The organism is Pseudomonas sp. PARCl1, assembly GCF_947311875.1.
Classification (GTDB): Bacteria; Pseudomonadota; Gammaproteobacteria; order Pseudomonadales; family Pseudomonadaceae; genus Aquipseudomonas; species Aquipseudomonas juntendi.
Genome location: NZ_CAMZMX010000001.1, coordinates 86,830 through 107,523, shown reverse-complemented (window position 1 = coordinate 107,523; position 20,694 = coordinate 86,830). Strand labels below are relative to the sequence as shown.

Annotated in this window: 21 protein-coding genes; 9 read left to right on the top strand and 12 right to left on the bottom strand. The window is 63.7% G+C overall.

Going from position 1 to position 20,694, the window contains the following annotated elements; all coding sequences use genetic code 11:
* Positions 1–8: 8 nt before the first annotated feature.
* From QME24_RS00530 to dadA, 5 genes are all read right to left on the bottom strand, one after another.
* The gene (locus tag QME24_RS00530) at positions 9–1,868 is read right to left on the bottom strand and encodes an acetyl-CoA hydrolase/transferase C-terminal domain-containing protein (protein WP_280091077.1); all 1,860 of its coding nucleotides are present in this window, start codon (positions 1,866–1,868) and stop codon (positions 9–11) included.
* Positions 1,869–2,032: 164 nt separating this feature from the next.
* Positions 2,033–2,437: a c-type cytochrome gene (locus QME24_RS00525; RefSeq protein WP_033690433.1), complete on the bottom strand. Its 405-nt coding sequence runs from the start codon at positions 2,435–2,437 to the stop codon at positions 2,033–2,035.
* 154 nt (positions 2,438–2,591) lie between these two features.
* On the bottom strand, positions 2,592–3,140 hold the full coding sequence (locus tag QME24_RS00520; RefSeq protein ID WP_009682929.1) for a cupin domain-containing protein: 549 nt from the start codon (positions 3,138–3,140) through the stop codon (positions 2,592–2,594).
* Positions 3,141–3,248: 108 nt separating this feature from the next.
* Positions 3,249–4,322: an alanine racemase gene (gene alr / locus QME24_RS00515; RefSeq protein ID WP_047150105.1), complete on the bottom strand. Its 1,074-nt coding sequence runs from the start codon at positions 4,320–4,322 to the stop codon at positions 3,249–3,251.
* A gap of 144 nt (positions 4,323–4,466) precedes the next feature.
* On the bottom strand, positions 4,467–5,771 hold the full coding sequence (gene dadA, locus QME24_RS00510; protein WP_232892083.1) for a D-amino acid dehydrogenase: 1,305 nt from the start codon (positions 5,769–5,771) through the stop codon (positions 4,467–4,469).
* Between the two features lie 156 nt (positions 5,772–5,927).
* On the opposite strand from dadA, the gene dadR reads away from it, so the two are divergent.
* Positions 5,928–6,416, top strand: coding sequence for a transcriptional regulator DadR (gene dadR, locus QME24_RS00505; RefSeq protein WP_003258963.1), 489 nt, complete (start codon positions 5,928–5,930; stop codon positions 6,414–6,416).
* Positions 6,417–6,418: 2 nt separating this feature from the next.
* On the opposite strand, the gene QME24_RS00500 is transcribed toward dadR, so the two are convergent.
* A complete protein-coding gene (locus QME24_RS00500) occupies positions 6,419–6,772 on the bottom strand; it encodes a YkgJ family cysteine cluster protein (RefSeq protein WP_054905192.1) in 354 nt (117 codons plus the stop codon).
* A 196-nt stretch (positions 6,773–6,968) separates the two neighbouring features.
* Here QME24_RS00500 and QME24_RS00495 point away from each other — a divergent pair, with 196 nt between their 5' ends.
* The gene (locus QME24_RS00495; protein WP_054905193.1) at positions 6,969–8,261 is read left to right on the top strand and encodes an FAD-binding oxidoreductase; all 1,293 of its coding nucleotides are present in this window, start codon (positions 6,969–6,971) and stop codon (positions 8,259–8,261) included.
* 247 nt (positions 8,262–8,508) lie between these two features.
* Here the strand turns inward: QME24_RS00495 and QME24_RS00490 are convergent, their stop codons facing one another.
* On the bottom strand, positions 8,509–8,739 hold the full coding sequence (locus QME24_RS00490; RefSeq protein WP_029885735.1) for a DUF1127 domain-containing protein: 231 nt from the start codon (positions 8,737–8,739) through the stop codon (positions 8,509–8,511).
* 179 nt (positions 8,740–8,918) lie between these two features.
* Between QME24_RS00490 and QME24_RS00485 the strand changes: the two genes are divergently transcribed.
* Positions 8,919–10,349, top strand: coding sequence for a PLP-dependent aminotransferase family protein (locus tag QME24_RS00485; RefSeq protein WP_161893043.1), 1,431 nt, complete (start codon positions 8,919–8,921; stop codon positions 10,347–10,349).
* 60 nt (positions 10,350–10,409) lie between these two features.
* Entirely contained in the window at positions 10,410–11,963 is a 1,554-nt protein-coding gene (locus QME24_RS00480; RefSeq protein WP_054905195.1) for a phospholipase D family protein, read from the top strand.
* 37 nt (positions 11,964–12,000) lie between these two features.
* Here QME24_RS00480 and QME24_RS00475 read toward each other — a convergent pair whose 3' ends face one another.
* Together QME24_RS00475 and QME24_RS00470 are read right to left on the bottom strand one after the other, a co-directional pair.
* A complete protein-coding gene (locus tag QME24_RS00475; protein ID WP_280091078.1) occupies positions 12,001–13,140 on the bottom strand; it encodes an MFS transporter in 1,140 nt (379 codons plus the stop codon).
* Between the two features lie 144 nt (positions 13,141–13,284).
* Positions 13,285–14,778 (bottom strand): aldehyde dehydrogenase, encoded by a 1,494-nt coding sequence (locus QME24_RS00470; RefSeq protein WP_144189520.1) that lies wholly within the window; start codon positions 14,776–14,778, stop codon positions 13,285–13,287.
* Between the two features lie 196 nt (positions 14,779–14,974).
* Here QME24_RS00470 and QME24_RS00465 point away from each other — a divergent pair, with 196 nt between their 5' ends.
* Entirely contained in the window at positions 14,975–15,334 is a 360-nt protein-coding gene (locus QME24_RS00465) for a cupin domain-containing protein (protein WP_009682916.1), read from the top strand.
* An 82-nt stretch (positions 15,335–15,416) separates the two neighbouring features.
* On the top strand, positions 15,417–15,683 hold the full coding sequence (locus QME24_RS00460; protein WP_280091079.1) for a hypothetical protein: 267 nt from the start codon (positions 15,417–15,419) through the stop codon (positions 15,681–15,683).
* On the opposite strand, the gene rpmG is transcribed toward QME24_RS00460, so the two are convergent.
* Both rpmG and rpmB read right to left on the bottom strand, forming a co-directional pair.
* The gene (gene rpmG / locus QME24_RS00455) at positions 15,676–15,831 is read right to left on the bottom strand and encodes a 50S ribosomal protein L33 (RefSeq protein WP_003253507.1); all 156 of its coding nucleotides are present in this window, start codon (positions 15,829–15,831) and stop codon (positions 15,676–15,678) included. The two genes, QME24_RS00460 and rpmG, sit on opposite strands and share 8 nt — an antisense overlap.
* An 11-nt stretch (positions 15,832–15,842) precedes the next feature.
* Complete coding sequence (gene rpmB, locus QME24_RS00450) at positions 15,843–16,079, bottom strand: 50S ribosomal protein L28 (protein ID WP_003253504.1); 237 nt, start codon at positions 16,077–16,079, stop codon at positions 15,843–15,845.
* Between the two features lie 361 nt (positions 16,080–16,440).
* Between rpmB and QME24_RS00445 the strand changes: the two genes are divergently transcribed.
* Positions 16,441–18,045: an ABC transporter substrate-binding protein gene (locus QME24_RS00445; protein ID WP_054905198.1), complete on the top strand. Its 1,605-nt coding sequence runs from the start codon at positions 16,441–16,443 to the stop codon at positions 18,043–18,045.
* Between the two features lie 121 nt (positions 18,046–18,166).
* Here the strand turns inward: QME24_RS00445 and radC are convergent, their stop codons facing one another.
* The gene (gene radC / locus QME24_RS00440; protein ID WP_029885730.1) at positions 18,167–18,847 is read right to left on the bottom strand and encodes a DNA repair protein RadC; all 681 of its coding nucleotides are present in this window, start codon (positions 18,845–18,847) and stop codon (positions 18,167–18,169) included.
* Positions 18,848–18,976: 129 nt separating this feature from the next.
* Here radC and coaBC point away from each other — a divergent pair, with 129 nt between their 5' ends.
* Both coaBC and dut read left to right on the top strand, forming a co-directional pair.
* Complete coding sequence (gene coaBC / locus QME24_RS00435) at positions 18,977–20,188, top strand: bifunctional phosphopantothenoylcysteine decarboxylase/phosphopantothenate--cysteine ligase CoaBC (RefSeq protein WP_235768250.1); 1,212 nt, start codon at positions 18,977–18,979, stop codon at positions 20,186–20,188.
* Between the two features lie 5 nt (positions 20,189–20,193).
* Positions 20,194–20,649, top strand: coding sequence for a dUTP diphosphatase (gene dut, locus QME24_RS00430; protein WP_029885729.1), 456 nt, complete (start codon positions 20,194–20,196; stop codon positions 20,647–20,649).
* The last annotated feature ends 45 nt before the right edge of the window (positions 20,650–20,694 follow it).

Genomic DNA, 20,694 nt, shown 5'->3' with positions numbered 1-20,694 from the left:
CTTGGGGTTTATTGGGTCGCCGCCAACCCCGCCAGCAGCAACCTCTGGTAAAGCTCCTCCTTCAGCCCCTGCGGCTGGCCCAGTTGCATCCGCCCCAGATGCTGCTCATACCCCTCCGGCCCCGGCGCATCCAGCGCGGCCTTGCCCAGCTCCAGCACCTCGCTCAACTTGAACTTGCTCTTCAACCAGTTCAGCGCCCGCAACAGGTCCTGCTCTTCGGCAGTGAAGTCCGTACCCAGCGGATACTCGGGGAACAACCGTGCGTGCTGCGCCCTGACCGCCTCAAGGCGTTGCGGGGTGTTGTCGGCAAAGCGCGCGTCCAGCTCAAAGCCCTTGTGCAGCTTGCCGGCACTCTTGGCCTGCTCGATCAGCCCCTGCTGGAACCGTGAATCGCTTACCGCCAGCAACCGTGCAATCACTTCGCTGTCGGTCTGCCCACGCAGGTCGGCGATGCCGTATTCGGTCACCACGATATCGCGCAGGTGCCGGGGGATGGTGCAGTGGCCGTACGCCCAGAAAATGTTCGACGTCACCTCACCGCCCGACTCGCGCCAACTGCGCAACAGCAGGATCGAGCGCCCACCCTCCAGCGCATGGCCTTGGGCAACGAAGTTGTATTGCCCGCCCACGCCACTGAGCACTCGACCATCTTCCAGCTGGTCGGCCACCCCGGCACCCAGCAGGGTCATGCCGAATGCGGTGTTGATGAAGCGCGCATCGCGGCGCTGGCGGCGCTTGAGTTCCTCTTGCCCGTAGAGTTCGTTGATGAAGCTGATACGGGTCATGACGAACTGTGCACGCTGCTCCAGCGGCATCTCGCGCAAGCGCTGATAGAACGCCTGCGGGCCAAGGAAGAAGCCACCGTGCAACAACGCGCCCTGCTCATCCGCCGGGCGTCGCAATAAGCCTGCCTCGGCCAGCACCAGCAGGCCGTTGACGAACATCTCGCTGCAGCCGTAGAGGCCTTGAGCGAAGGTATCCAGCCCCCCTTCCCGTTCGATCAGCGCCTGCCAGGGGCCGACATCGAGTGCATCGAGCACCGCACGGTAGCCAGCGTTGTCGCCCTGGCGCGCCAGCAATGCCGCGGCGACCGCATCGCCCATGGCACCAATACCGATCTGCAGCGTGCCGCCGTCGCGCACCAGGCTGCTGGCATGCAGGCCAATGCAGTGGTCCTGAATGCCGACCGGCATGTTCGGTGTGGAAAACAGCCGGCGTTGTTCGGCCTCGTCGAGCAACAGGTCGAACGCGTCGATCGGCAGCTCGGCATCGCCAGGCATGTAAGGCAGCTCGGCGTGCACCTGCCCCAGCATGAGGATGGTTTCACCGGCAGCGCGGCGTTTGGCGACCATGGGCAGCAGGTCGAGGGTGATGTCGGGGTTGCAGGCCAGGCTCAGGTGCACGGGCTTTTCGGGCGTGGCAGCCACCAGTTGGGCGATCAGGTTCAGGCCCTTGGCGTTGATATCCCGCGCGGCGTGGCTGTAATTGCTGCTGACGTAGTCCTGCTGCGCCGATTCGCTGTGCAGCAAGCTGCCGGGCTGCATGAAGAACTGCTCGACGCGGATGTTGGCTGGCAATGTGTCGTTGCGCAGGTCGCTGAGGTAGGTGAGCTCTTCATAGTCGGCGAATACGCGCTCGACAAAAGGCTCCAGAAAGCGCCGCTGCAGCCCGTCGCCCAGTGCCGGCCGGCCCAGGGACAGGGCGGTGTAGATGGTCAGCCGCCGTTCGGGCAGTTCGCGCACGCGGGCGTAGAGGGCGTTGACGAAGGCGTTGGGCTTGCCCAGGCCCAGCGGCAGGCCCATGTGGATATGAGCTGGCAGGCGTGCCAGGACCTGCTCGACAGCCTGGTCGATGGAGCAGAGGTGCATGGGGCCTCCTGAGACATCCGTGGGTTCAGGGGTTGGACATGAACTCAAGCGAGTTGGTTGCCGGTGCGGGCCCTTTCGCGGCCAAAGCCGCAAAGAGGCCGGCACAGCCGCCACAAAAACAAAGCCCGCCATCAATGGCGGGCCTGGTGAAATTCAGCTGCAGCTCACAGCCCGGACATCTTCTTGATCGCCCCTTTCAGGTCGTCGTCCGAGCAGTCCGCGCAGGTACCTTTCGGTGGCATGGCGTTGATGCCGGTAATGGCCTTGGCCAGGATGCCATCCAGGCCGCCCTGGTGGTCGGCTCGCTCCTTCCAGGCCGCGGTATCACCCACCTTGGGCGCGCCGAGCAGGCCGCTGCCATGGCAGGCATTGCAGTGCTTGGCAATGATCTCGTCCGGGGTCTTGGCACCACCGCCACCCGCGGTCGCCGCCACTTCCATGCCTTTGCACTCCTGGCCCTGCACACAGACCTGGCCAACGGGCTCCAGGCGCTTGGCAATGTCGTCATTGGTCGCAGCGGTTGCGCTCATTGCCCAGAGGGCGAATACGGCTGCTGGTACGGCCAGCATCTTCTTGATTTGGTTCACGCGAACACCCTCATGGTGGCTAATCACGCCCGCGGCCACGAAACAGCGAGCGCTGGAAAGTATAGCGGCAACCTGAAGGCGGTGAAACGACCCTACACGGGAAAGGGGTATTGCCGAATCAATGCACTGCGCTGGATCAAAAGTTTGAGGGCGTAGCGGCACTGATCAGCCGTGCAGGCTGGTCGAACGGGTTGCGAAAGCGGTGCGGGCGGGTGCTTTCGAAGTAGTAGCTGTCGCCTTCCTCGAGGATGAAGATCTCGTTGCCGACCACCAGCTCAAGGCGGCCTTCGAGCAGGATGCCGGTTTCCTCCCCGTCATGGGTCAGCATTTCGGCACCGGTGTCGGCGCCCGGCGGATAGACCTCGGTCAGGAAGGCAATGGCGCGGTTGGGGTGCGACTTGCCGACCAGTTTCATGGTTACCGCGCCGTCCGAGATATCGATCAGCTCGTGGGCTTTGTAGACAATTTGCGCAGGGCTCTGCGCCTCCAGTTCGACCGAAAAGAATTCGACCATGGACATGGGAATGCCACTGAGCACCTTGCGCAACGAGCTGATGGAGGGGCTTACGCTGTTCTTCTCGATCATCGAGATGGTGCTGTTGGTCACCCCGGCGCGCTTGGCGAGTTCGCGCTGGGACAGGCCCTTGAGCTTGCGGATGGCTTGCAGTCGTTCGCCGACGTCCAAAGCTGGAGCCTCCTGAAACGGTAGAAAGGGGGGTGGATGTGAACGATATCATGGCAATGCCGTTCAGTATTTACAACACACCGCCCTCAACCTGTCCGCATCAGCGTGTCATTCGCCGACGTAGTCCAGGGGGACCCGTTTCAGGTTGCAGAAGATCTGGTAAGGAATAGTGCCAGCCTGTGCCGCCACTTCGCTGGCCAGTACCTGCTTGCCCCACAGTTCGACCGGGCTACCCACCGTGGCGTCGGGCACATCGGTGAGGTCGATGCTGAGCATGTCCATCGACACCCGGCCGATCAACGGGGCGCGCTTGCCCGCAACCAGCACCGGCGTGCCATTGGGCGCCTGGCGCGGGTAGCCATCGGCGTACCCCATGGCCACCACGCCAACACGGGTCGGCCGCGGGCTGACGAACTTGGCACCGTAGCCCACCGGTTGGCCGGCGGGCAGCTCACGCACGCTGATCACCCGCGATTGCAGGGTCATCACCGGCTGCAGGCGCGCAGCTTCGGCCTGGGCCACCTCGAAGGGCGTGGCGCCATACAGCATGAGGCCTGGGCGCACCCAGTCGCTGGGCGCTTGCGGCCAGCCCAGCACGCCGGGGGAGTTGCGCAGGCTGCACTCGGCGGCAAGGCCCTGGCGTGCGGCTTCGAACACGGCGATCTGCTGCGCGGTGGCGTCAGCATCCAGTTCGTCGGCACGGGCGAAGTGGCTCATCAGTACAATCCGCGCGACCTTGCCGCTGGCCAGCAGGCGCTGGTAGGCCTCGTGGTAATCCTTGGGGTGCAAGCCCACCCGGTGCATGCCGCTGTCCAGCTTCAGCCAGACACTTAGCGGCTTGCGCAGTTGCGCTTTCTCGATAGCCTCCAGCTGCCACAGCGAGTGCACCACACACCACAGATCGTGCTCGGCGATCAGTGCCAGCTCGCTGGCTTCGAAAAAGCCTTCCAGCAGCAGCACCGGGGCCTTGATACCGGCACCGCGCAGTTCCAGCGCCTCTTCGATACAGGCCACGGCAAAGCCATCGGCTTCGGCCTCCAGGGCCAGGGCACAGCGCACGGCACCATGGCCGTAGGCATCGGCCTTGATCACGGCCAGGGCTTTGGCACCGGTCAGTTCACGGGCCAGACGGTAGTTGTGGCGCAGGGCCTGGAGGTCGATCAGGGCGCGGGCGGGACGCATGGCGGCTGCCTTATGGTGGTTCAATTAGAAATCGGTGTTGGATTCATCGCCGGCAAGCCAGCTCCCACAGGACTCACAGGGCCTGAGAACTGCGGAGATCCTGTGGGAGCTGGCTTGCCGGCGATGAGGCCGGTACAGGCGACCTTACTGCTGGTGAGCCGGCGCAGCATGCCCGTGCTTGGCCGCTTCCCGGCTGTTGCCATACCGGGAAATGTCCAGGCCCTCGGCGCTGATCTGCGGCTTCTTGCGCGCGATCAGGTCTGCCAGCAGGCGCCCGGAGCCGCACGCCATGGTCCAGCCCAGGGTGCCGTGACCGGTATTGAGGAACAGGTTGCGGAACGCCGTGGCACCGACAATCGGTGTACCGTCCGGGGTGGCCGGACGCAGACCGGTCCAGAAACTGGCCTGGCTCAGATCACCGCCGCGAGGATAAAGGTCGTTGACGATCATCTCCAGTGTTTCACGCCGACGCGGGTTGAGCGACAGGTCAAAACCGGCGATCTCAGCCATGCCGCCAACGCGGATACGGTTGTCGAAACGGGTGATCGCAACCTTGTAGGTCTCGTCAAGAATGGTCGAGGTCGGCGCCATGTCGCCATTGGTGATCGGCACTGTCAGCGAGTAACCCTTCAGCGGATAGACCGGGGCTTTGATGCCCAGCGGCTTGAGCATGTGTGGCGAATAGCTGCCCAGCGCCAGCACATAGCGGTCGGCGGTTTCCAGCTTGCCGTCGATCCACACGCCATTGATGCGGTCGCCGGCGAAGTCCAGGCGCTGGATGTCCTGGCCGAAGCGGAACTCCACGCCCAGCTTCAGCGCCATGTCGGCCAGCTTGGTGGTGAACAGCTGGCAGTCGCCGGTCTGGTCGTTGGGCAGGCGCAGGGCGCCAGCGAGAATATCCTTCACCCCGGCCAGGGCCGGCTCGACGCGGGCAATGCCATCGCGGTCCAGCAATTCGTACGGTACGCCAGACTGCTCGAGCACGGCGATATCCTTGGCCGCAGCATCGACTTGGGCCTGGGTACGGAACAGCTGCGTGGTGCCCAGGCTGCGGTTTTCGTAATTGATGCCGGTTTCGGCGCGCAGCTCGTCGAGGCAGTCACGGCTGTACTCGGACAGGCGCACCATGCGTTCCTTGTTCACCGCATAACGGCTGGCGGTGCAGTTGCGCAGCATCTGGGCCATCCACAGGTACTGGTCAACGTCACCGGTGAGCTTGATTGCCAAGGGTGCATGGCGCTCCATAAGCCATTTGATGGCCTTCAGCGGCACACCCGGGGCGGCCCAGGGCGAGGCATAGCCGGGCGAGATCTGGCCGGCGTTGGCGAAGCTGGTTTCCATGGCCACCGCCGGCTGGCGGTCGACCACCGTCACTTCGAAACCTTGCCGGGCCAGGTAGTAGGCACTGGCGGTTCCAATCACACCGCTACCAAGTACCAGAACTCGCATCGTTGTATCCCTCACACGCGGCACGCCGCAGACTTTTATGGAAATGGCATTGATGGGCGCAGTATAGAAATTCGAGGGCAGTGCAATTCACTATATAAAAGCCTATTATTGGCGAGAATTCTCGGCATAATCGCCTTTTACGGAGGGGCATCCCCTATGAGAACCCAGCACCAGAGCAAGCGTGAACTGGACAAGATCGACCGCAACATTCTGCGTATTCTGCAGAATGACGGGCGTATTTCCTTCACCGAACTGGGCGAGAAAGTCGGGCTGTCCACCACCCCATGCACCGAGCGGGTTCGCCGCCTTGAGCGCGAGGGCATCATCATGGGCTACAACGCCCGCCTGAACCCGCAGCACCTCAAGGGTAGCCTGCTGGTGTTCGTGGAAATCAGCCTGGACTACAAGTCGGGTGACACCTTCGAAGAGTTCCGCCGCGCGGTGCTGAAGCTGCCGCACGTGCTGGAATGCCACCTGGTTTCCGGTGACTTCGACTACCTGGTGAAAGCGCGCATTTCCGAAATGGCCTCGTACCGCAAGCTGCTCGGCGACATCCTGCTGAAGCTGCCGCACGTGCGCGAGTCGAAGAGCTACATCGTGATGGAAGAGGTGAAGGAGAGCCTCTGCCTGCCGATTCCGGACTGACGCTAGACCAACACCTGGCGGGTGCTGGCGATGAACTGGTGAACGAGCTGCTCCGCGGCAGGGTCGATCATCGGCTCAGGGCCCCGACCACGGGGGCAGGCCATGCGCGGGGTGGTGCCGAACAAGCGGCAGATCATCGGCCGTTCTTCATACACCGTGCAGCCGTTGGGGCCCAGGTGCACACAGTCCAGGCGCGCCAGGGCGGCATCCTGCTCGGCCTGGGACTTGCGCGGCAGGCGGGCCATTTCTTCGGCCGAAGTGGTGACCGGGCCGCAGCAGTCGTGGCAGCCGGGTTCGCACTCGAAGGCAGGGATGAGTTCGCGCAGGAAGTGGATCTTGTGGCGGTTGCAGGACATGGCTAAGTACAAAATTGAAAAACAGGGGTTGGATTATAGGGCCAATCGCCGGCAAGCCAGCTTCCACAGGCACACCACTGGTCTCAGCCCTTGCGCAGACCCTGTGGGCGCTGGCTTGCCGGCGGTGGGGCCGGTTGCCCACCCCAGAGCCCCGGCTTATCCTCCCCCCTCGCCCACCAGCCCCAGGACCGACGCCATGATCCACAGCGCGCAGCACGCCGCCTCCTACTACGCCGCCAGCAGCGCGCCACACCCTGACCACGCTTTCCTGCAGGGCGAGCACAGTGCCGACGTGTGCATCGTCGGGGGTGGCTATTCAGGCCTGAACACGGCCATCGAGTTGGCCGAGCGCGGCTTCTCGGTCATCCTGCTGGAAGCGCGCAAACTCGGCTGGGGCGCCAGTGGGCGCAACGGCGGCCAGCTGATTCGCGGGGTCGGCCATGGTCTGGAGCAGTTTCTGCCGGTGATTGGCGAGGACGGCGTGCGCAGCATGAAACTGATGGGCCTGGAGGCCGTGCAGATCGTGCGCGAGCGGGTCGAGCGGCATGCCATTGCCTGCGACCTGACCTGGGGCTACTGCGACCTGGCCAACAAACCCGCCGAGCTGCTGGGCTTTGCCGAAGACGCCGAAGAGCTGCGTAGCCTCGGCTACCCACACGAGCTGCGCCTGGTCGGCAAGGACGATATCCACAGCGTGGTCGGCGCCGACTGCTATGTGGGTGGGCTGATCGACATGGGCTCCGGGCACCTGCACCCGCTCAACCTGGCCCTGGGCGAAGCGGCCGTGGCCGCGCGCCTGGGGGTGAAGCTGTTCGAGCAGTCCGAAGTTACCCGCATCGACTACGGCACATCAGTGCAAGTGCATACCGCCCAAGGCCGGGTGCGCGCCAAGACCCTGGTGCTGTGCTGCAACGCCTACCACAACAACCTCAACCGCGAACTGGGCGGCAAGGTGCTGCCAGCGGGCAGCTACATCATCGCCACCGAGCCGCTGGGCGAGGAACGCGCCCGCAGGCTGCTGCCGCAGAACATGGCAGTGTGCGACCAACGGGTAGCCCTGGATTACTATCGCCTCTCAGCCGACAACCGGCTGCTGTTCGGCGGTGCCTGCCACTACTCGGGCCGAGACCCGAAGGACATCGCCGCCTACATGCGGCCGAAGATGCTCAAGGTGTTCCCCGAATTGGCCAACGTACGCATCGATTACCAGTGGGGCGGCATGATCGGCATCGGCGCCAACCGCCTGCCGCAGGTCGGCCGGCTGGGCAGCCAGCCGAACGTGTATTACGCCCAGGCCTACTCGGGCCATGGGCTCAACGCCACCCACCTGGCCGCGCGCCTGCTGGGCGAAGCCATCAGCGGCCAGGAAAGCGGGCGCTTCGACCTTTTCAACAAGGTGCCGCACATCACCTTCCCTGGCGGCAAGCACCTGCGCTCGCCACTGCTGGCGCTGGGGATGCTGTGGCATCGCCTCAAAGAGCTGGCCTGAAAGGCCCCATCCTGGTGGCAGCAACTGTCTTGCTTAAAATCTAAAGCTGACTAGCCCCCCTGTGGGAGCGGGCGTGCCCGCGAAGCCAACCCCGTGGTGGATGGCACGGGCTTCGCCCGTGTTCGCGGGCAAGCCCGCTCCCACAGGGATCGCGCCAGCTTTTTGAAATTGAGCAGGACAGTTGCTCCCACAGGTTCGGTGCAAGTTTCAAGTCTGGGGCACAACAGGCCCTCCAGCGACCATCCTGTCAGTCCTTCCAGAAGGGCTTCCGCCCTTCGAGCCGCGCCTGCTCCCAGCTCAGCCCAACATCGCGCAGCTCGGCATCGGTCAACTGCAACAGCGCCCTGCGGGTACGCCAGCGGTGCAGCATCAGGCCCCAGCGCCCCAACCCCTGCGGCGCGTTGAACACCTTGGCCTGCTGCTCAGTTTCCAGTTCCTTGGCCAACAGCTGCAAGCGCACATCGCTCATGCCCCCCATCACCGCACCCTCCCCGTTCAGTCGATACCGTAGGCAAAGCATGCGCGAGGGCGATACCGGCAATACAGATCCAAAACAGCCTTATTATTCCCATACAGCATTGGCCGGCGGCCGACTGAATGCTGTATTTTCCAGGCAACTGTACCGGTCGCTGCCTGCAGGTAGCCCAGGAGTATGCCTTGACCCTTTACCTCAACCTCGCCGAACTGCTCGGTGCCCGCATCGAGCAGGGCCTGTATCGCCCAGGCCAGCGCCTGCCGTCGGTACGCGCCCTGAGCGTGGAGCACGGGGTCAGCCTGAGCACCGTGCAGCAGGCCTACCGCATGCTCGAAGACAGCGGCATGGTCTCGCCCAGGCCCAAGTCCGGCTATTTCGTCAGCGACCACCGCCAGCTGCCAGCGCTGCCTGCAGTCAGCCGCCCGGCCCAGCGCCCTGTGGACATCTCGCAATGGGAACAGGTACTCGAGCTGGTGCGCAGCACCCCGCACAAAGACGTGGTGCAACTCGGCCGCGGCATGCCCGATATCGACAGCCCCACCCTCAAGCCTTTGCTGCGCAGCCTCGCCCAGTTGAGCCGGCGCCAGGACATGCCGGGGCTGTATTACGACAATATCCATGGCAACCTGGCGCTGCGCGAGCAGGTAGCGCGGCTGATGCTCGATTCCGGCTGCCGCCTCGGCCCGGCCGACCTGGTGATCACCACCGGCTGCCATGAAGCGCTGTCATGCAGCATTCGCGCGGTTTGCGAGCCAGGCGACATCGTTGCGGTCGACTCGCCCAGCTTCCACGGCGCCATGCAAACCCTCAAGGGCCTGGGCATGAAAGCGCTGGAGATCCCCACCGACCCGGTCACCGGCATCAGCCTGGAAGCGCTGGAGCTGGCCCTGGAGCAGTGGCCGATCAAGCTCATTCAGATCACCCCCAGCTGTAACAACCCACTCGGCTACATCATGCCCGAGGCGCGCAAGAAGGCTTTGCTCAGCCTGGCCCAGCGCTACGATGTGGCGATCCTGGAAGACGATGTGTACGGCGACCTGGCCTACACCTACCCGCGCCCGCGCACCCTCAAGTCATTCGACGACGATGGCCGCGTGTTGCTCTGCAGTTCGTTCTCCAAAACCCTGGCCCCCGGCCTGCGGGTGGGCTGGGTGGCACCTGGGCGCTATCTGGAACGGGTGCTGCACATGAAATACATCAGTACCGGCAGCAGCGCCAGCCAGCCGCAACTGGCAATTGCCGATTTCATCGCCGGCGGGCACTACCAGCCCCACATGCGGCGCATGCGCAGCCAGTACCAGCGTGGCCGTGACCTGATGAGCGATTGGGTAACGCGCTACTTCCCGGCGGGTACCCGGGTCAGCCGGCCGCAGGGCGGCTTCATGCTGTGGGTGGAATTCCCCGAACATTTCGACACGCTGCGGCTGAACCGCGCTTTACTGGAGCAAGGTGTTCAGGTGGCGGTGGGCAGTATCTTCTCGGCCTCGGGCAAGTTCCGCCACTGCCTGCGCATGAACTTCGCCGCGCGGCCGACGCCACAGATCGAGGCTGCCGTACGCAAGGTAGGTGAAACCGCCCTTCGTCTACTGGATGAAGAAAGCGCCGACGCGTAACTTTGCGCCGCCCGCCACTGTCCAACCTCCACAGCCCTTGCCGCACAGGACGATCCACCCTTGAGACCTCAGCGCGCCTTGTCTTTGTTGCTGATGCTGTTGCTCGGCCTTGCCGGCTGTGCCAGCGTCAGTACCCCACGCGAAACCAGCCAGGCCCTGCCCGCCAACGACTCCGCGTTCGGCCGCTCGGTGCTGCGCCAGGCGGCACCGTATGGCGGGCAGTCCGGCTTTCGCCTGCTGCCCAACAGCAACGAAGCATTTCGCGCCCGCGCCGAATTGATCCGCAACGCCCAGGCCAGCATCGACCTGCAGTACTACATCGTGCACGACGGCCTCAGCACCCGCGCCCTGGTGCACGAACTGCTGCGTGCCGCCGACCGCGGCGTGCGCGTACGCATTCTGCTCGACGACACCACCAGCGACGGCCTGGACACCATCATGGGCACCCTCGCTGCTCACCCGAATATTCAGATCCGCGTGTTCAACCCACTGCACCTGGGCCGCAGCACCGGGGTGACGCGCGCCTTCGGCCGGCTGTTCAACCTGTCGCGCCAGCACCGCCGCATGCACAACAAGCTGTTCCTGGTGGACAACAGCATGGCTATCGTCGGCGGCCGCAACCTCGGCGACGAGTATTTCGATGCCGAGCCCAACCTCAACTTCACCGACATCGACCTGCTGAGCGTCGGCCCTATCGCCGAGCAACTGGGGCACAGTTTCGACCAGTACTGGAACAGCGCGCTCAGCCGACCTATCAGCGATTTTCTGTGGCATGCGCCGGATGCCGACGACCTGCGTGCCAGTCGTCATCGCCTGGAAGTCTCGCTGGCTGAAGCCAGGACCCAGCGCAAGGCCTTGTACGATCGGTTGATGGCCTACCAGTCGCAGCCGCGCCTGGATGTGTGGCGCAACGAGCTGATCTGGGCCCATGCCCAGGCGCTGTGGGATGCCCCAAGCAAGGTACTGGCCGATGACGAGCCGGACCCGCAGTTGCTGCTGAGCCACCAGTTGGCGCCTGACCTGGCCAACGTGCACAGCGAACTGATGCTGACATCGGCTTATTTCGTGCCGGGCGAGCCAGGGCTGCTGTACTTGACCGGCCGCGCCGACGCAGGTGTCTCGGTAAAGCTGCTGACCAACTCATTGGAAGCCACCGATGTGCCGGCCGTGCACGGTGGCTACGCCCCCTATCGCCGGGCCTTGCTCGAACATGGGGTACAGCTTTATGAGCTGCGCCGCCAGCCGGGCGACCCCAGCGCGGGGCGCTTGAGTTTCCGCGGTAGCTCGGACTCCAGCCTGCACACCAAGGCGATCGTGTTCGACCGGCGCAAGACTTTCATCGGTTCATTCAACTTCGACCCGCGTTCGGTCCTGTGGAATACCGAAGTGGGGGTGCTGGTGGACAGCCCGGAACTGGCCGAATACACCCGCGAGCTGAGCCAGCAGGGTATGGCGCCGGCGCTGAGCTATCAGGTGAAACTGCAGGGGGGCAAACTGGTGTGGGCGACTGAGGACAATGGACAGCAGCATGTGCTGACCTCCGAGCCGGGCGGGATGTGGCGCAGGTTCAATGCCTGGGTCAGCAAGGCGGTTGGCCTGGAGAAAATGTTGTAGCGACGATTTTGGGGCTGCTTTGCAGCCCCAAAAACGCTCAGGCAGACACAGCCTCAAACGCCCCGCGCCTCTGGGTCAACACCACCAGCCCCGCAGCCCCTGCAGCCATCAGCAACAGCAACGCATGCCCGCTGACCCACTGGCTGCCTGCCCCGGCCAACAATGGCCCCAGCAGGCAGCCAATGCCCCACAACTGCGCCACGTGAGCATTGGCCCGCACCAGTTCATCGTCGCGGTAGCGCTCACCGATCAGCACCAGCGACAAGGTGAAAAGGCCGCCGGCACTGGCCCCGAACAGTACCCACAGCGGCCATATCACCGGCGTGTGCAGCAACAGCGGGATAGCCAGGCTGGAGACCAGTAGCGTTACCGCACAGCCGGTGAACAACGCACGGCGCGACATATGATCGGCCAGCGCGCCGATGGGCAACTGCAGCACAGCATCGCCGACCACCACGGTACTGACCATGAACAAGGCGATTTCAGTGGTGAAACCTTGCTGCAGGCAGTACACCGGCAGCAACGTCAGGATCATTGCCTCGAACGAGGCAAACAGGGCGATGGCCCAGGCAATCACGGGCAAGCGACGGCAGAACCTGAACAGGTCGCCGAAGCCGACACTGCAGGCTTCGGTGGTCGGTGCACCGCCGCGCCCCAACAGCACCAGCGGCGCGAGCAGCAGCAGGCCGGTGGCGGCCCAGAAACCAAAATCGTCAGCCGAACCGAGTACGCCCAGCACCAGCGGCCCGGCCAGCTGGCTCAAGGCGTAGCTGCTACCGTACAGCGCCACCAGGCGGCCGCGCCATTGCTCGACCACCAGCTGGTTGATCCAGCTCTCACCCAGGATAAACACCACGGTCAGGGACATGCCGATCATCAGCCGCAACAGCAACCACAGCGGGTAGCTGGGCAATAGCGCGACCAGGCCGATGGACAACGCACCACCCCACAGGCAGATGCGCATGGCCGCAGGTAAGCCGACCCAGCCGGCCAGGCGGCTGGCCAGGCTGGCACCCGCCAGTACCCCCAGCGCAGGCATCGCGGCCATCACGCCGATGGCGAAACTGCCATAGCCCCAGGCTTCCAGACGCAGAGATACCAGGGGCATGCTCACGCCCAGCGCCAGGCCGACACTGAGCACTGATGCCAGTACGGCGAAGTAGGTCCCCCAACGCATTGCTGCCTCCCAGGCCAAGAATTTTCCATGGCCCATTCGCGGGTAAACCCGCTCCCACAGGTACACCACCACCCTTGAAAGCGGTGCAGTACCTGTAGGAGCGGGTTTACCCGCGAATGGGCCGCAAAGCGGCCCCTCCTGGAATTACAGCTTGATCCAGGTCGCCTTCAGCTCGGTGTATTTCTCCAGCGCATGCAGCGACTTGTCACGGCCGTTGCCCGATTGCTTGAAGCCACCGAACGGTGCGGTCATGTCGCCGCCGTCGTACTGGTTGACCCACACGCTGCCGGCGCGCACGGCCCGCGCAGTCTTGTGCGCCTTGGAAATGTCCGCCGTCCAGATACCGGCCGCCAGGCCATACGGGGTGTCGTTGGCGATAGCGATGGCTTCTTCGGCGGTGTCGAAGGCAATCACCGACAGCACCGGCCCGAAGATTTCTTCCTGGGCGATGCGCATGGCATTGGTCACGCCATCGAAGATGGTCGGCTCCACATAGGTGCCACCGGTTTCCTCCAGGGTGCGCTTGCCGCCGGTCAGCAGCTTGGCGCCATCCTTGTGGCCGGCCTCGATGTACGACAGCACGGTATTCATTTGCTGGGTATCGACCAACGCACCCACGGTGGTCTCTGGATCCAGCGGGTTACCGGGCTTCCAGCCTTTCAGGGCCTCGACCACCATGGGCAGGAACTTGTCCTTGATCGAGCGCTCGACCAGCAGGCGCGAACCGGCAGTGCACACTTCGCCCTGGTTGAAGGCGATGGCACTGGCGGCAGCCGCAGCGGCCGCTTGCAGGTCCGGTGCATCGGCGAAGACGATGTTCGGGCTTTTGCCGCCAGCCTCCAGCCAGATTCGTTTCATGTTCGATTCGCCCGCATAGACCATCAGTTGCTTGGCGATCTTGGTCGAGCCGGTGAACACCAGCGTGTCGACATCCATGTGCAGGGCCAACGCCTTGCCCACGGTGTGGCCGTAGCCTGGCAGCACGTTCAGTACACCCGCCGGGATGCCGGCCTCGATCGCCAGTTGCGCGATGCGAATGGCGGTCAGCGGCGATTTTTCCGAAGGCTTGAGCACTACCGAGTTACCGGTGGCCAGTGCCGGGCCGAGTTTCCAGCAGGCCATCAGCAGCGGGAAGTTCCACGGTACGATGGCACCGACCACGCCGACTGGCTCACGGGTAACCAGGCCAAGCTGGTCGTGTGGGGTGGGCGCGACCTCGTCGTAAACCTTGTCGATGGCTTCGGCGGTCCAGTGAATGGCCTGGGCTGCACCGGGGATGTCGATGCTGGAGGAGTCACCAATCGGCTTGCCCATGTCCAGGGTTTCCAGCAGCGCCAGCTCTTCGACGTTCTGGCGCAGCAGGTCAGCGAAACGGATCAGCGTGGCTTTGCGCTTGGCCGGGGCCAACTGCGACCAGACGCCAGCGTTGAAGGTGGCACGCGCGTTTTCCACGGCACGGTTGGCATCGGCCAGGTCGCAGCTGGCAACCTTGGCCAGGAAGCGTCCGTCGACCGGGCTCAGGCACTCGAAGGTTTCACCGGATACGGCATCGGTGTATTCGCCGTTGATGAAGGCACGGCCTTCGATCTTCAGTTGCTGGGCGCGTTGTTCCCAATCCGCACGGGTCAGGGTGGTCATACGAAACTCCTCCTCTTGTTTAGGTGCAACGCCGCACTGAGGACTCACAGGCGTTGTCAGAATTCTGGCCGGGCGACGAGCGCACACTGGCAAGCGATACCCTAAACCAGCCACTGTAAACTATCAATATATTTGACACGGGAGGCCCAAAAGCCTACTGATGTTAATTTTATTTAACAAGAACAGGAGCCGCACCATGAACATCGCCAGCATCATCGACTTCGCCCAAGTGCTCACTGAAGCCGAACGGTACCGCCCTGCGGCTGAAAAAATCCTAAAGGGTGAGCCAGACCAAGCGGTCTACAACCATTACTCCAGCCCATGCGGGCAGTTTGCCGCAGGCGTTTGGGAGGGTGAGGTCGGCCAGTGGAAAGTGAACTACACCGAGCATGAATACTGCGAGATCGTTCAGGGCGTTTCGGTACTGCGCGACGACAACGGCGGTGCCAAGACCCTGCGCGCCGGCGACCGGTTCGTAATCCCGGCCGGGTTCACAGGCACCTGGGAAGTGCTTGAGCCGTGCCGCAAGATCTACGTCATGTTCGAGCAGAAGTAATTATGTAGCGCAGCTGGCCAGGCGGCATGCGTGAGGATGGCCCTGCCCACAACGGGCCATTCACCTCAACAGGAAGATCACCATGACCAACGATGACGTCAAACAAGCCCTCGCCCACCTGGTCGGCGCCCCTTACGTGCCAGAGCTCAAAGACACCATCTGCGCCATTACCGGTCGCTCCCGCGTGGTCGGCCCCACCGACATGTGCACCCGCGAGTTCGACCCTACCCGCATCCAGATCAGGACCGACGCCAACCAGGTGATTCAGGGCTTCGAATTCAGCAGGCATAAAAAAACCCGCGTCCTTACGGATGCGGGTTTTTTTTCAGGTCGCCGATCAATTACTTGATCTTGGCTTCCTTGTACACCACGTGCTTGCGAACAACCGGATCATATTTCTTGATCTCGATTTTGTCCGGGGTGGTGCGCTTGTTCTTGTCGGTGGTGTAGAAGTGGCCGGTACCGGCACTCGAAACCAGACGGATCAATTCACGCATGATGCTCTCCCTTAAACCTTGGCGCCAGCTTTACGGATGTCAACCAGAACGGCGTCGATGCCGCGCTTGTCGATGATACGCATGCCTTTGGCGGAAACGCGCAGACGCACGAAGCGCTTCTCGGATTCAACCCAGAAACGGTGGTGCTGCAGGTTCGGCAGGAAACGACGACGGGTTTTGTTGTTTGCGTGGGAAATGTTGTTCCCGGTTACTGGACCCTTACCAGTAACTTGACAGACTCTCGACATGACTCAGCCCTCTAAAACCACATGCCCAACCCGGCATGGGTTGGCCGCTTAATCTCTCAGTCTTTGGCGCCTGGGCGCCGTGATTCTGGAGGCCTTATCGACCGGATCCGCTTATGCGACAGGCCGAGCCCCTAGAAAAGAGCGCTGCTTTATACCAGAAAGACCTGGCTGCAACAATAGTTGATGCACATTGGCGCAAGCCCGATTCAGCCGGGGCAGCATACCTTCAGGCCCCGCCAGCCGTCGACCGCTCGTCGCCACATTTGTAAAAAAGGATGTGGTCATTTCCCGACAGGCACACTAGGGTAGGCTTTTTCCAGACTGCACTGGCAGATGGGCCACTGACAGCCAAGGAGCCACCATGCGTGCCGCCGCCCTTTCCTTATTGTTCAACTCCCTGTTCACCGCCACCCTGTTCGCGGGTGGCATCGCCCAGGCCGCGCCCCTGAGCGTTTGCAGCGAGGCCAGCCCCGAAGGCTTCGACGTGGTGCAGTACAACTCGCTGACCACCACCAATGCCACCGCCGACGTGCTGATGAACCGCCTGGTGGAGTTCGATGCAGCACAGGGCAAAGTGGTGCCGAGCCTGGCGGCCAGCTGGACGGTTTCGGCCGACGGGCTGGTGTACGACTTCACCCTGCGCGACGGTGTGAAGTTCCATACCACCCCGTACTTCAAGCCCACCCGCGAATTGAATGCCGATGACGTGCTGTTCAGCTTCCAGCGCATGCTCTACCCGGCCCATGCCTGGCACAAGACTGCACCCGGCGGCTACCCGCACGCCCAGTCGCTGCAACTGGGTAGCCTGATCAAGGCGATCGACGCCCCGGCCCCGAACACCGTGCGCTTCACCCTCAGCCACCCAGACGCCACGTTCCTGGCCACCCTGAGCATGGGCTTCGCGTCCATCTACTCTGCCGAATATGCCGACAAGCTGCTCAAGGCCGGCACGCCAGAGAAGCTCAACAGCCAGCCGATCGGCACCGGGCCGTTCACTTTCCAGCGCTTCCAGAAGGACGCAGTGGTGCGCTACCGCGCCAACCCGGACTACTTCGGCGGCAAGCCGGCAGTCGACCCGTTGATCTTCGCCATCACCACCGATGCCAACGTGCGCCTGCAGAAGCTCAAGCGCGGCGAATGCCAGGTCGCCTTGTCGCCCAAACCGCTGGATATTGCCGAAGCGGCCAAGGACGACAAGCTCAAGGTGGCCAGTACGCCCGCGTTCATGACCGCCTTTGTCGCCATCAACAGCCAGCACCCGCCACTGGACAAGCCGGAAGTCCGCCAGGCGATCAACCTGGCCTTCGACAAGCAGGCTTACCTCAAGGCCGTGTTTGAAGACTCTGCGGTGGCGGCCAACGGCCCCTACCCGCCCAATACCTGGAGCTACGCCAAGGACTTGCCCGGCTACCCTCTGGACGTGAAAAAGGCCAAGGCCCTGCTGGCCAAGGCCGGCCTGGCGGAGGGCTTCAGCACCACTATCTGGACGCGGCCATCGGGCAGCCTGCTCAACCCCAACCCAAGCCTTGGCGCGCAAATGCTGCAGGCCGACCTGGCCAAGGTCGGCATCAAGGCCGAGATCCGCGTGATCGAATGGGGTGAGCTGATCCGCCGCGCCAAGGCCGGCGAGCATGACCTGCTGTTCATGGGCTGGGCCGGTGACAACGGCGACCCGGATAACTTCCTCAGCCCGCAGTTCTCCTGTGCGGCAGTGGAGTCGGGCACCAACTTCGCGCGGTTCTGCGACAGCCGCCTGGACCAGCTGATCAGTGCCGGGCGCACCACCAACGACCAGAGCGTGCGTAGCCGGCTTTACCAGCAGGCGCAAACCCTGATTCAGCAGCAGGCACTGTGGGTGCCGTTGGCGCACCCGACGGCGGCAACCTTGCTGCGCCAGGAAGTCGAGGGGTACCAGGTCAGCCCGTTCGGGCGGCTGGATTTCAGCAAGGTGTCGGTGGCCAGGTAGATCTGCACCGGGCTCTTCGCGGGCACGCCCGCTCCCACAGGGACATCACCGCCTTCAAGGCCGGCGAATATCCTGTGGGAGCGGGCTTGCCCGCGAAGAGGCCAGCACACAACTAAACGGCCTAAGCCACGATCCACCCCTGCTCAACCATCGACAACGGCTCCCCGTCGCCAATGATGATGTGATCCAGCACCCGCACGTCGATCAATGCCAGCCCGCGTTTGAGCGACAAGGTCAGGTGCACATCGTCCTGGCTAGGCTCACTGTTGCCTGAAGGGTGGTTATGGCACAGGATCAACGCGGCCGCGTTGTGCAGCAGTGCCCGCCGCACCACCTCCCGCGGGTAGACGCTGGCCCGGTCGATGGTGCCCCTGAACAGAATCTCGAACGCCAGCGGCCTGTGCTTGGTGTCCAGAAAGAGGCAACCGAACACCTCGCTGGGCTCATGGCGCAGCATGGCCTTCAGGTAACGCCGCACCGCCTCGGGCCCTTCCAGCACCGCTGCGCGCGCGATGTGCTCATCCAGGTAACGCCGGCCGATTTCCAGCAGCGCTTGCAACTGTGCGTATTTCACAGCGCCTATGCCCGGCTCGCGCAGCACCGCCGCGCGCTCGGCCTCAAGAAACTGCCGCAGCCCTCCAAAACGCACCAGCAGCCCGCGTGCAAGGTCCAGCACATTGCGCCCGGCCACGCCCGAACCGAGCAACACGGCCAGCAACTCGGCGTCCGACAGCACCGCCGCCCCCCGTTGCAACAGCTTCTCCCTTGGCCGATCTTCAGCCGGCCACTCTCTGATATTCATCCCTGCCCCTCTGCCCTTGCTGCGGCCCATTTCGGCCCTGTGTTAATCTATTTCGCCTCGTACATGCGACGTTCTGCCGCAGGCATTTGCAAACGTCGCCGCCCGCTCTCACTGGAAAAAGGCAAGCCTATGCAGCGGCTGTATCGCAAGCGCATCGTTCTCGGCGTGGGGGGCGGCATTGCCGCCTACAAAAGCGCCGAGCTGATTCGCCGTCTCCTGGAGCACGGCGCGCAGGTGCGCGTCGTCATGACCCGTGGGGGTGCCGAATTCATCACCCCGCTGACCCTGCAGGCGCTGTCGGGCCACCCGGTGCACATGGACCTGCTGGACCCGGCTGCCGAAGCGGCCATGGGCCACATCGAACTGGCCAAGTGGGCCGACCTGGTCTTGATCGCCCCGGCCACCGCCGACCTGATGGCGCGCATGGCCCAGGGCATGGCCGATGACCTGCTGACCACCCTGGTACTGGCCACCGACGCCACCGTGGCGGTGGCCCCGGCGATGAACCAGGCCATGTGGCGCGACCCGGCGACCCAGGCCAACCTCGACCTGCTCAAAAGCCGTGGCATCCAGGTATTCGGCCCGGCCTCCGGCAGCCAGGCCTGTGGTGACGTGGGCCTGGGGCGCATGCTCGAGGCCACCGAGCTGGCCTGGTGCGCGGCAGAAAGCTTCAAGCGCCAGGCCCTGACCGGCAAGCATGTGCTGATCACCGCCGGGCCGACCCAGGAAAACATCGACCCGGTGCGCTACATCACCAATCATAGCTCCGGCAAGATGGGTTTCGCCCTCGCCGAGGCGGCAGCTGAAGCAGGGGCTCGGGTGACCCTCGTGACCGGCCCGGTGCACCTGCCAACCCCGGACCGGGTAAGCCGTATCGACGTGGTCAGCGCGCGGGACATGCTCGCGGCCTGCGAGGCGGCCATGCCGTGCGACCTGTTCATTGCCTCGGCAGCCGTTGCGGACTACCGCCCGGAAGTCGTTGCCACACAAAAACTGAAGAAAGATCCTACGACCGGCGACGGCATGCTGCTGCAGATGGTGCGCAATCCCGATATCCTTGCCACCATCGCCGGCCGCGCCGACCGCCCGTTCAGCGTCGGCTTTGCCGCCGAGACCGAACACCTGCTCGATTACGCCACGCGCAAGCTCAAGGACAAGAACCTCGACCTGATCGTCGCCAATGATGTGGCCAACCCCAGCATTGGCTTCAACAGCGAAGAAAATGCCTTGACCGTGATCGACCGCCAACAGCACCAAACCCTCTTCGCGCAGACCAGCAAGGGCAAGATCGCCCGGCAACTGGTCGCCTTCATCGCCGAACGGCTCAACCAGGTTCGATAAGTTACATGCACGCTCTTCAAGCCAAGATCCTCGACCCACGCCTGGGCAGCGAATTTCCGCTGCCAACCTACGCCACCCCCGGCTCCGCTGGCCTCGACCTGCGCGCCCTGCTCCAGCAAGACACCGTCCTCGAACCAGGCCAGACCCTGCTGATTCCTACCGGCTTGTCGATCTACATCGGCGACCCGGGCCTTGCCGCCGTCATCCTGCCTCGCTCGGGCCTGGGCCATAAGCACGGCATCGTGCTGGGCAACCTGGTCGGGCTGATCGATTCGGACTACCAGGGCGAGCTGATGGTGTCGTGCTGGAACCGCGGCACCACCCCTTTCACCATCGCCGTGGGCGAGCGTATCGCCCAGCTGGTGCTGGTGCCGGTCGTGCAGGCGCATTTCGATATCGTCGAGGCCTTCGATGAAAGCCAGCGCGGCGCTGGCGGCTTCGGTCACTCCGGCAGCCACTGAGCCGAAACACGACCGTTCAGGCCAAGGATGGCGAACTCTCTGGTG

Coding starts and splice junctions, on each gene's coding strand:
- QME24_RS00490 (WP_029885735.1), bottom strand. CDS start 8,739: ATGGGGGGCATGAGCGATGTGCGCTTGCAGCTGTTGGCCAAGGAACTG.
- QME24_RS00500 (WP_054905192.1), bottom strand. CDS start 6,772: ATGTCCTGCAACCGCCACAAGATCCACTTCCTGCGCGAACTCATCCCT.
- QME24_RS00465 (WP_009682916.1), top strand. CDS start 14,975: ATGAACATCGCCAGCATCATCGACTTCGCCCAAGTGCTCACTGAAGCC.
- QME24_RS00530 (WP_280091077.1), bottom strand. CDS start 1,868: ATGCACCTCTGCTCCATCGACCAGGCTGTCGAGCAGGTCCTGGCACGC.
- QME24_RS00475 (WP_280091078.1), bottom strand. CDS start 13,140: ATGCGTTGGGGGACCTACTTCGCCGTACTGGCATCAGTGCTCAGTGTC.
- dut (WP_029885729.1), top strand. CDS start 20,194: ATGCACGCTCTTCAAGCCAAGATCCTCGACCCACGCCTGGGCAGCGAA.
- coaBC (WP_235768250.1), top strand. CDS start 18,977: ATGCAGCGGCTGTATCGCAAGCGCATCGTTCTCGGCGTGGGGGGCGGC.
- QME24_RS00470 (WP_144189520.1), bottom strand. CDS start 14,778: ATGACCACCCTGACCCGTGCGGATTGGGAACAACGCGCCCAGCAACTG.
- QME24_RS00460 (WP_280091079.1), top strand. CDS start 15,417: ATGACCAACGATGACGTCAAACAAGCCCTCGCCCACCTGGTCGGCGCC.
- dadR (WP_003258963.1), top strand. CDS start 5,928: ATGAGAACCCAGCACCAGAGCAAGCGTGAACTGGACAAGATCGACCGC.
- alr (WP_047150105.1), bottom strand. CDS start 4,322: ATGCGTCCCGCCCGCGCCCTGATCGACCTCCAGGCCCTGCGCCACAAC.
- QME24_RS00495 (WP_054905193.1), top strand. CDS start 6,969: ATGATCCACAGCGCGCAGCACGCCGCCTCCTACTACGCCGCCAGCAGC.
- rpmB (WP_003253504.1), bottom strand. CDS start 16,079: ATGTCGAGAGTCTGTCAAGTTACTGGTAAGGGTCCAGTAACCGGGAAC.
- QME24_RS00525 (WP_033690433.1), bottom strand. CDS start 2,437: ATGCTGGCCGTACCAGCAGCCGTATTCGCCCTCTGGGCAATGAGCGCA.
- rpmG (WP_003253507.1), bottom strand. CDS start 15,831: ATGCGTGAATTGATCCGTCTGGTTTCGAGTGCCGGTACCGGCCACTTC.
- radC (WP_029885730.1), bottom strand. CDS start 18,847: ATGAATATCAGAGAGTGGCCGGCTGAAGATCGGCCAAGGGAGAAGCTG.
- QME24_RS00445 (WP_054905198.1), top strand. CDS start 16,441: ATGCGTGCCGCCGCCCTTTCCTTATTGTTCAACTCCCTGTTCACCGCC.
- dadA (WP_232892083.1), bottom strand. CDS start 5,771: ATGCGAGTTCTGGTACTTGGTAGCGGTGTGATTGGAACCGCCAGTGCC.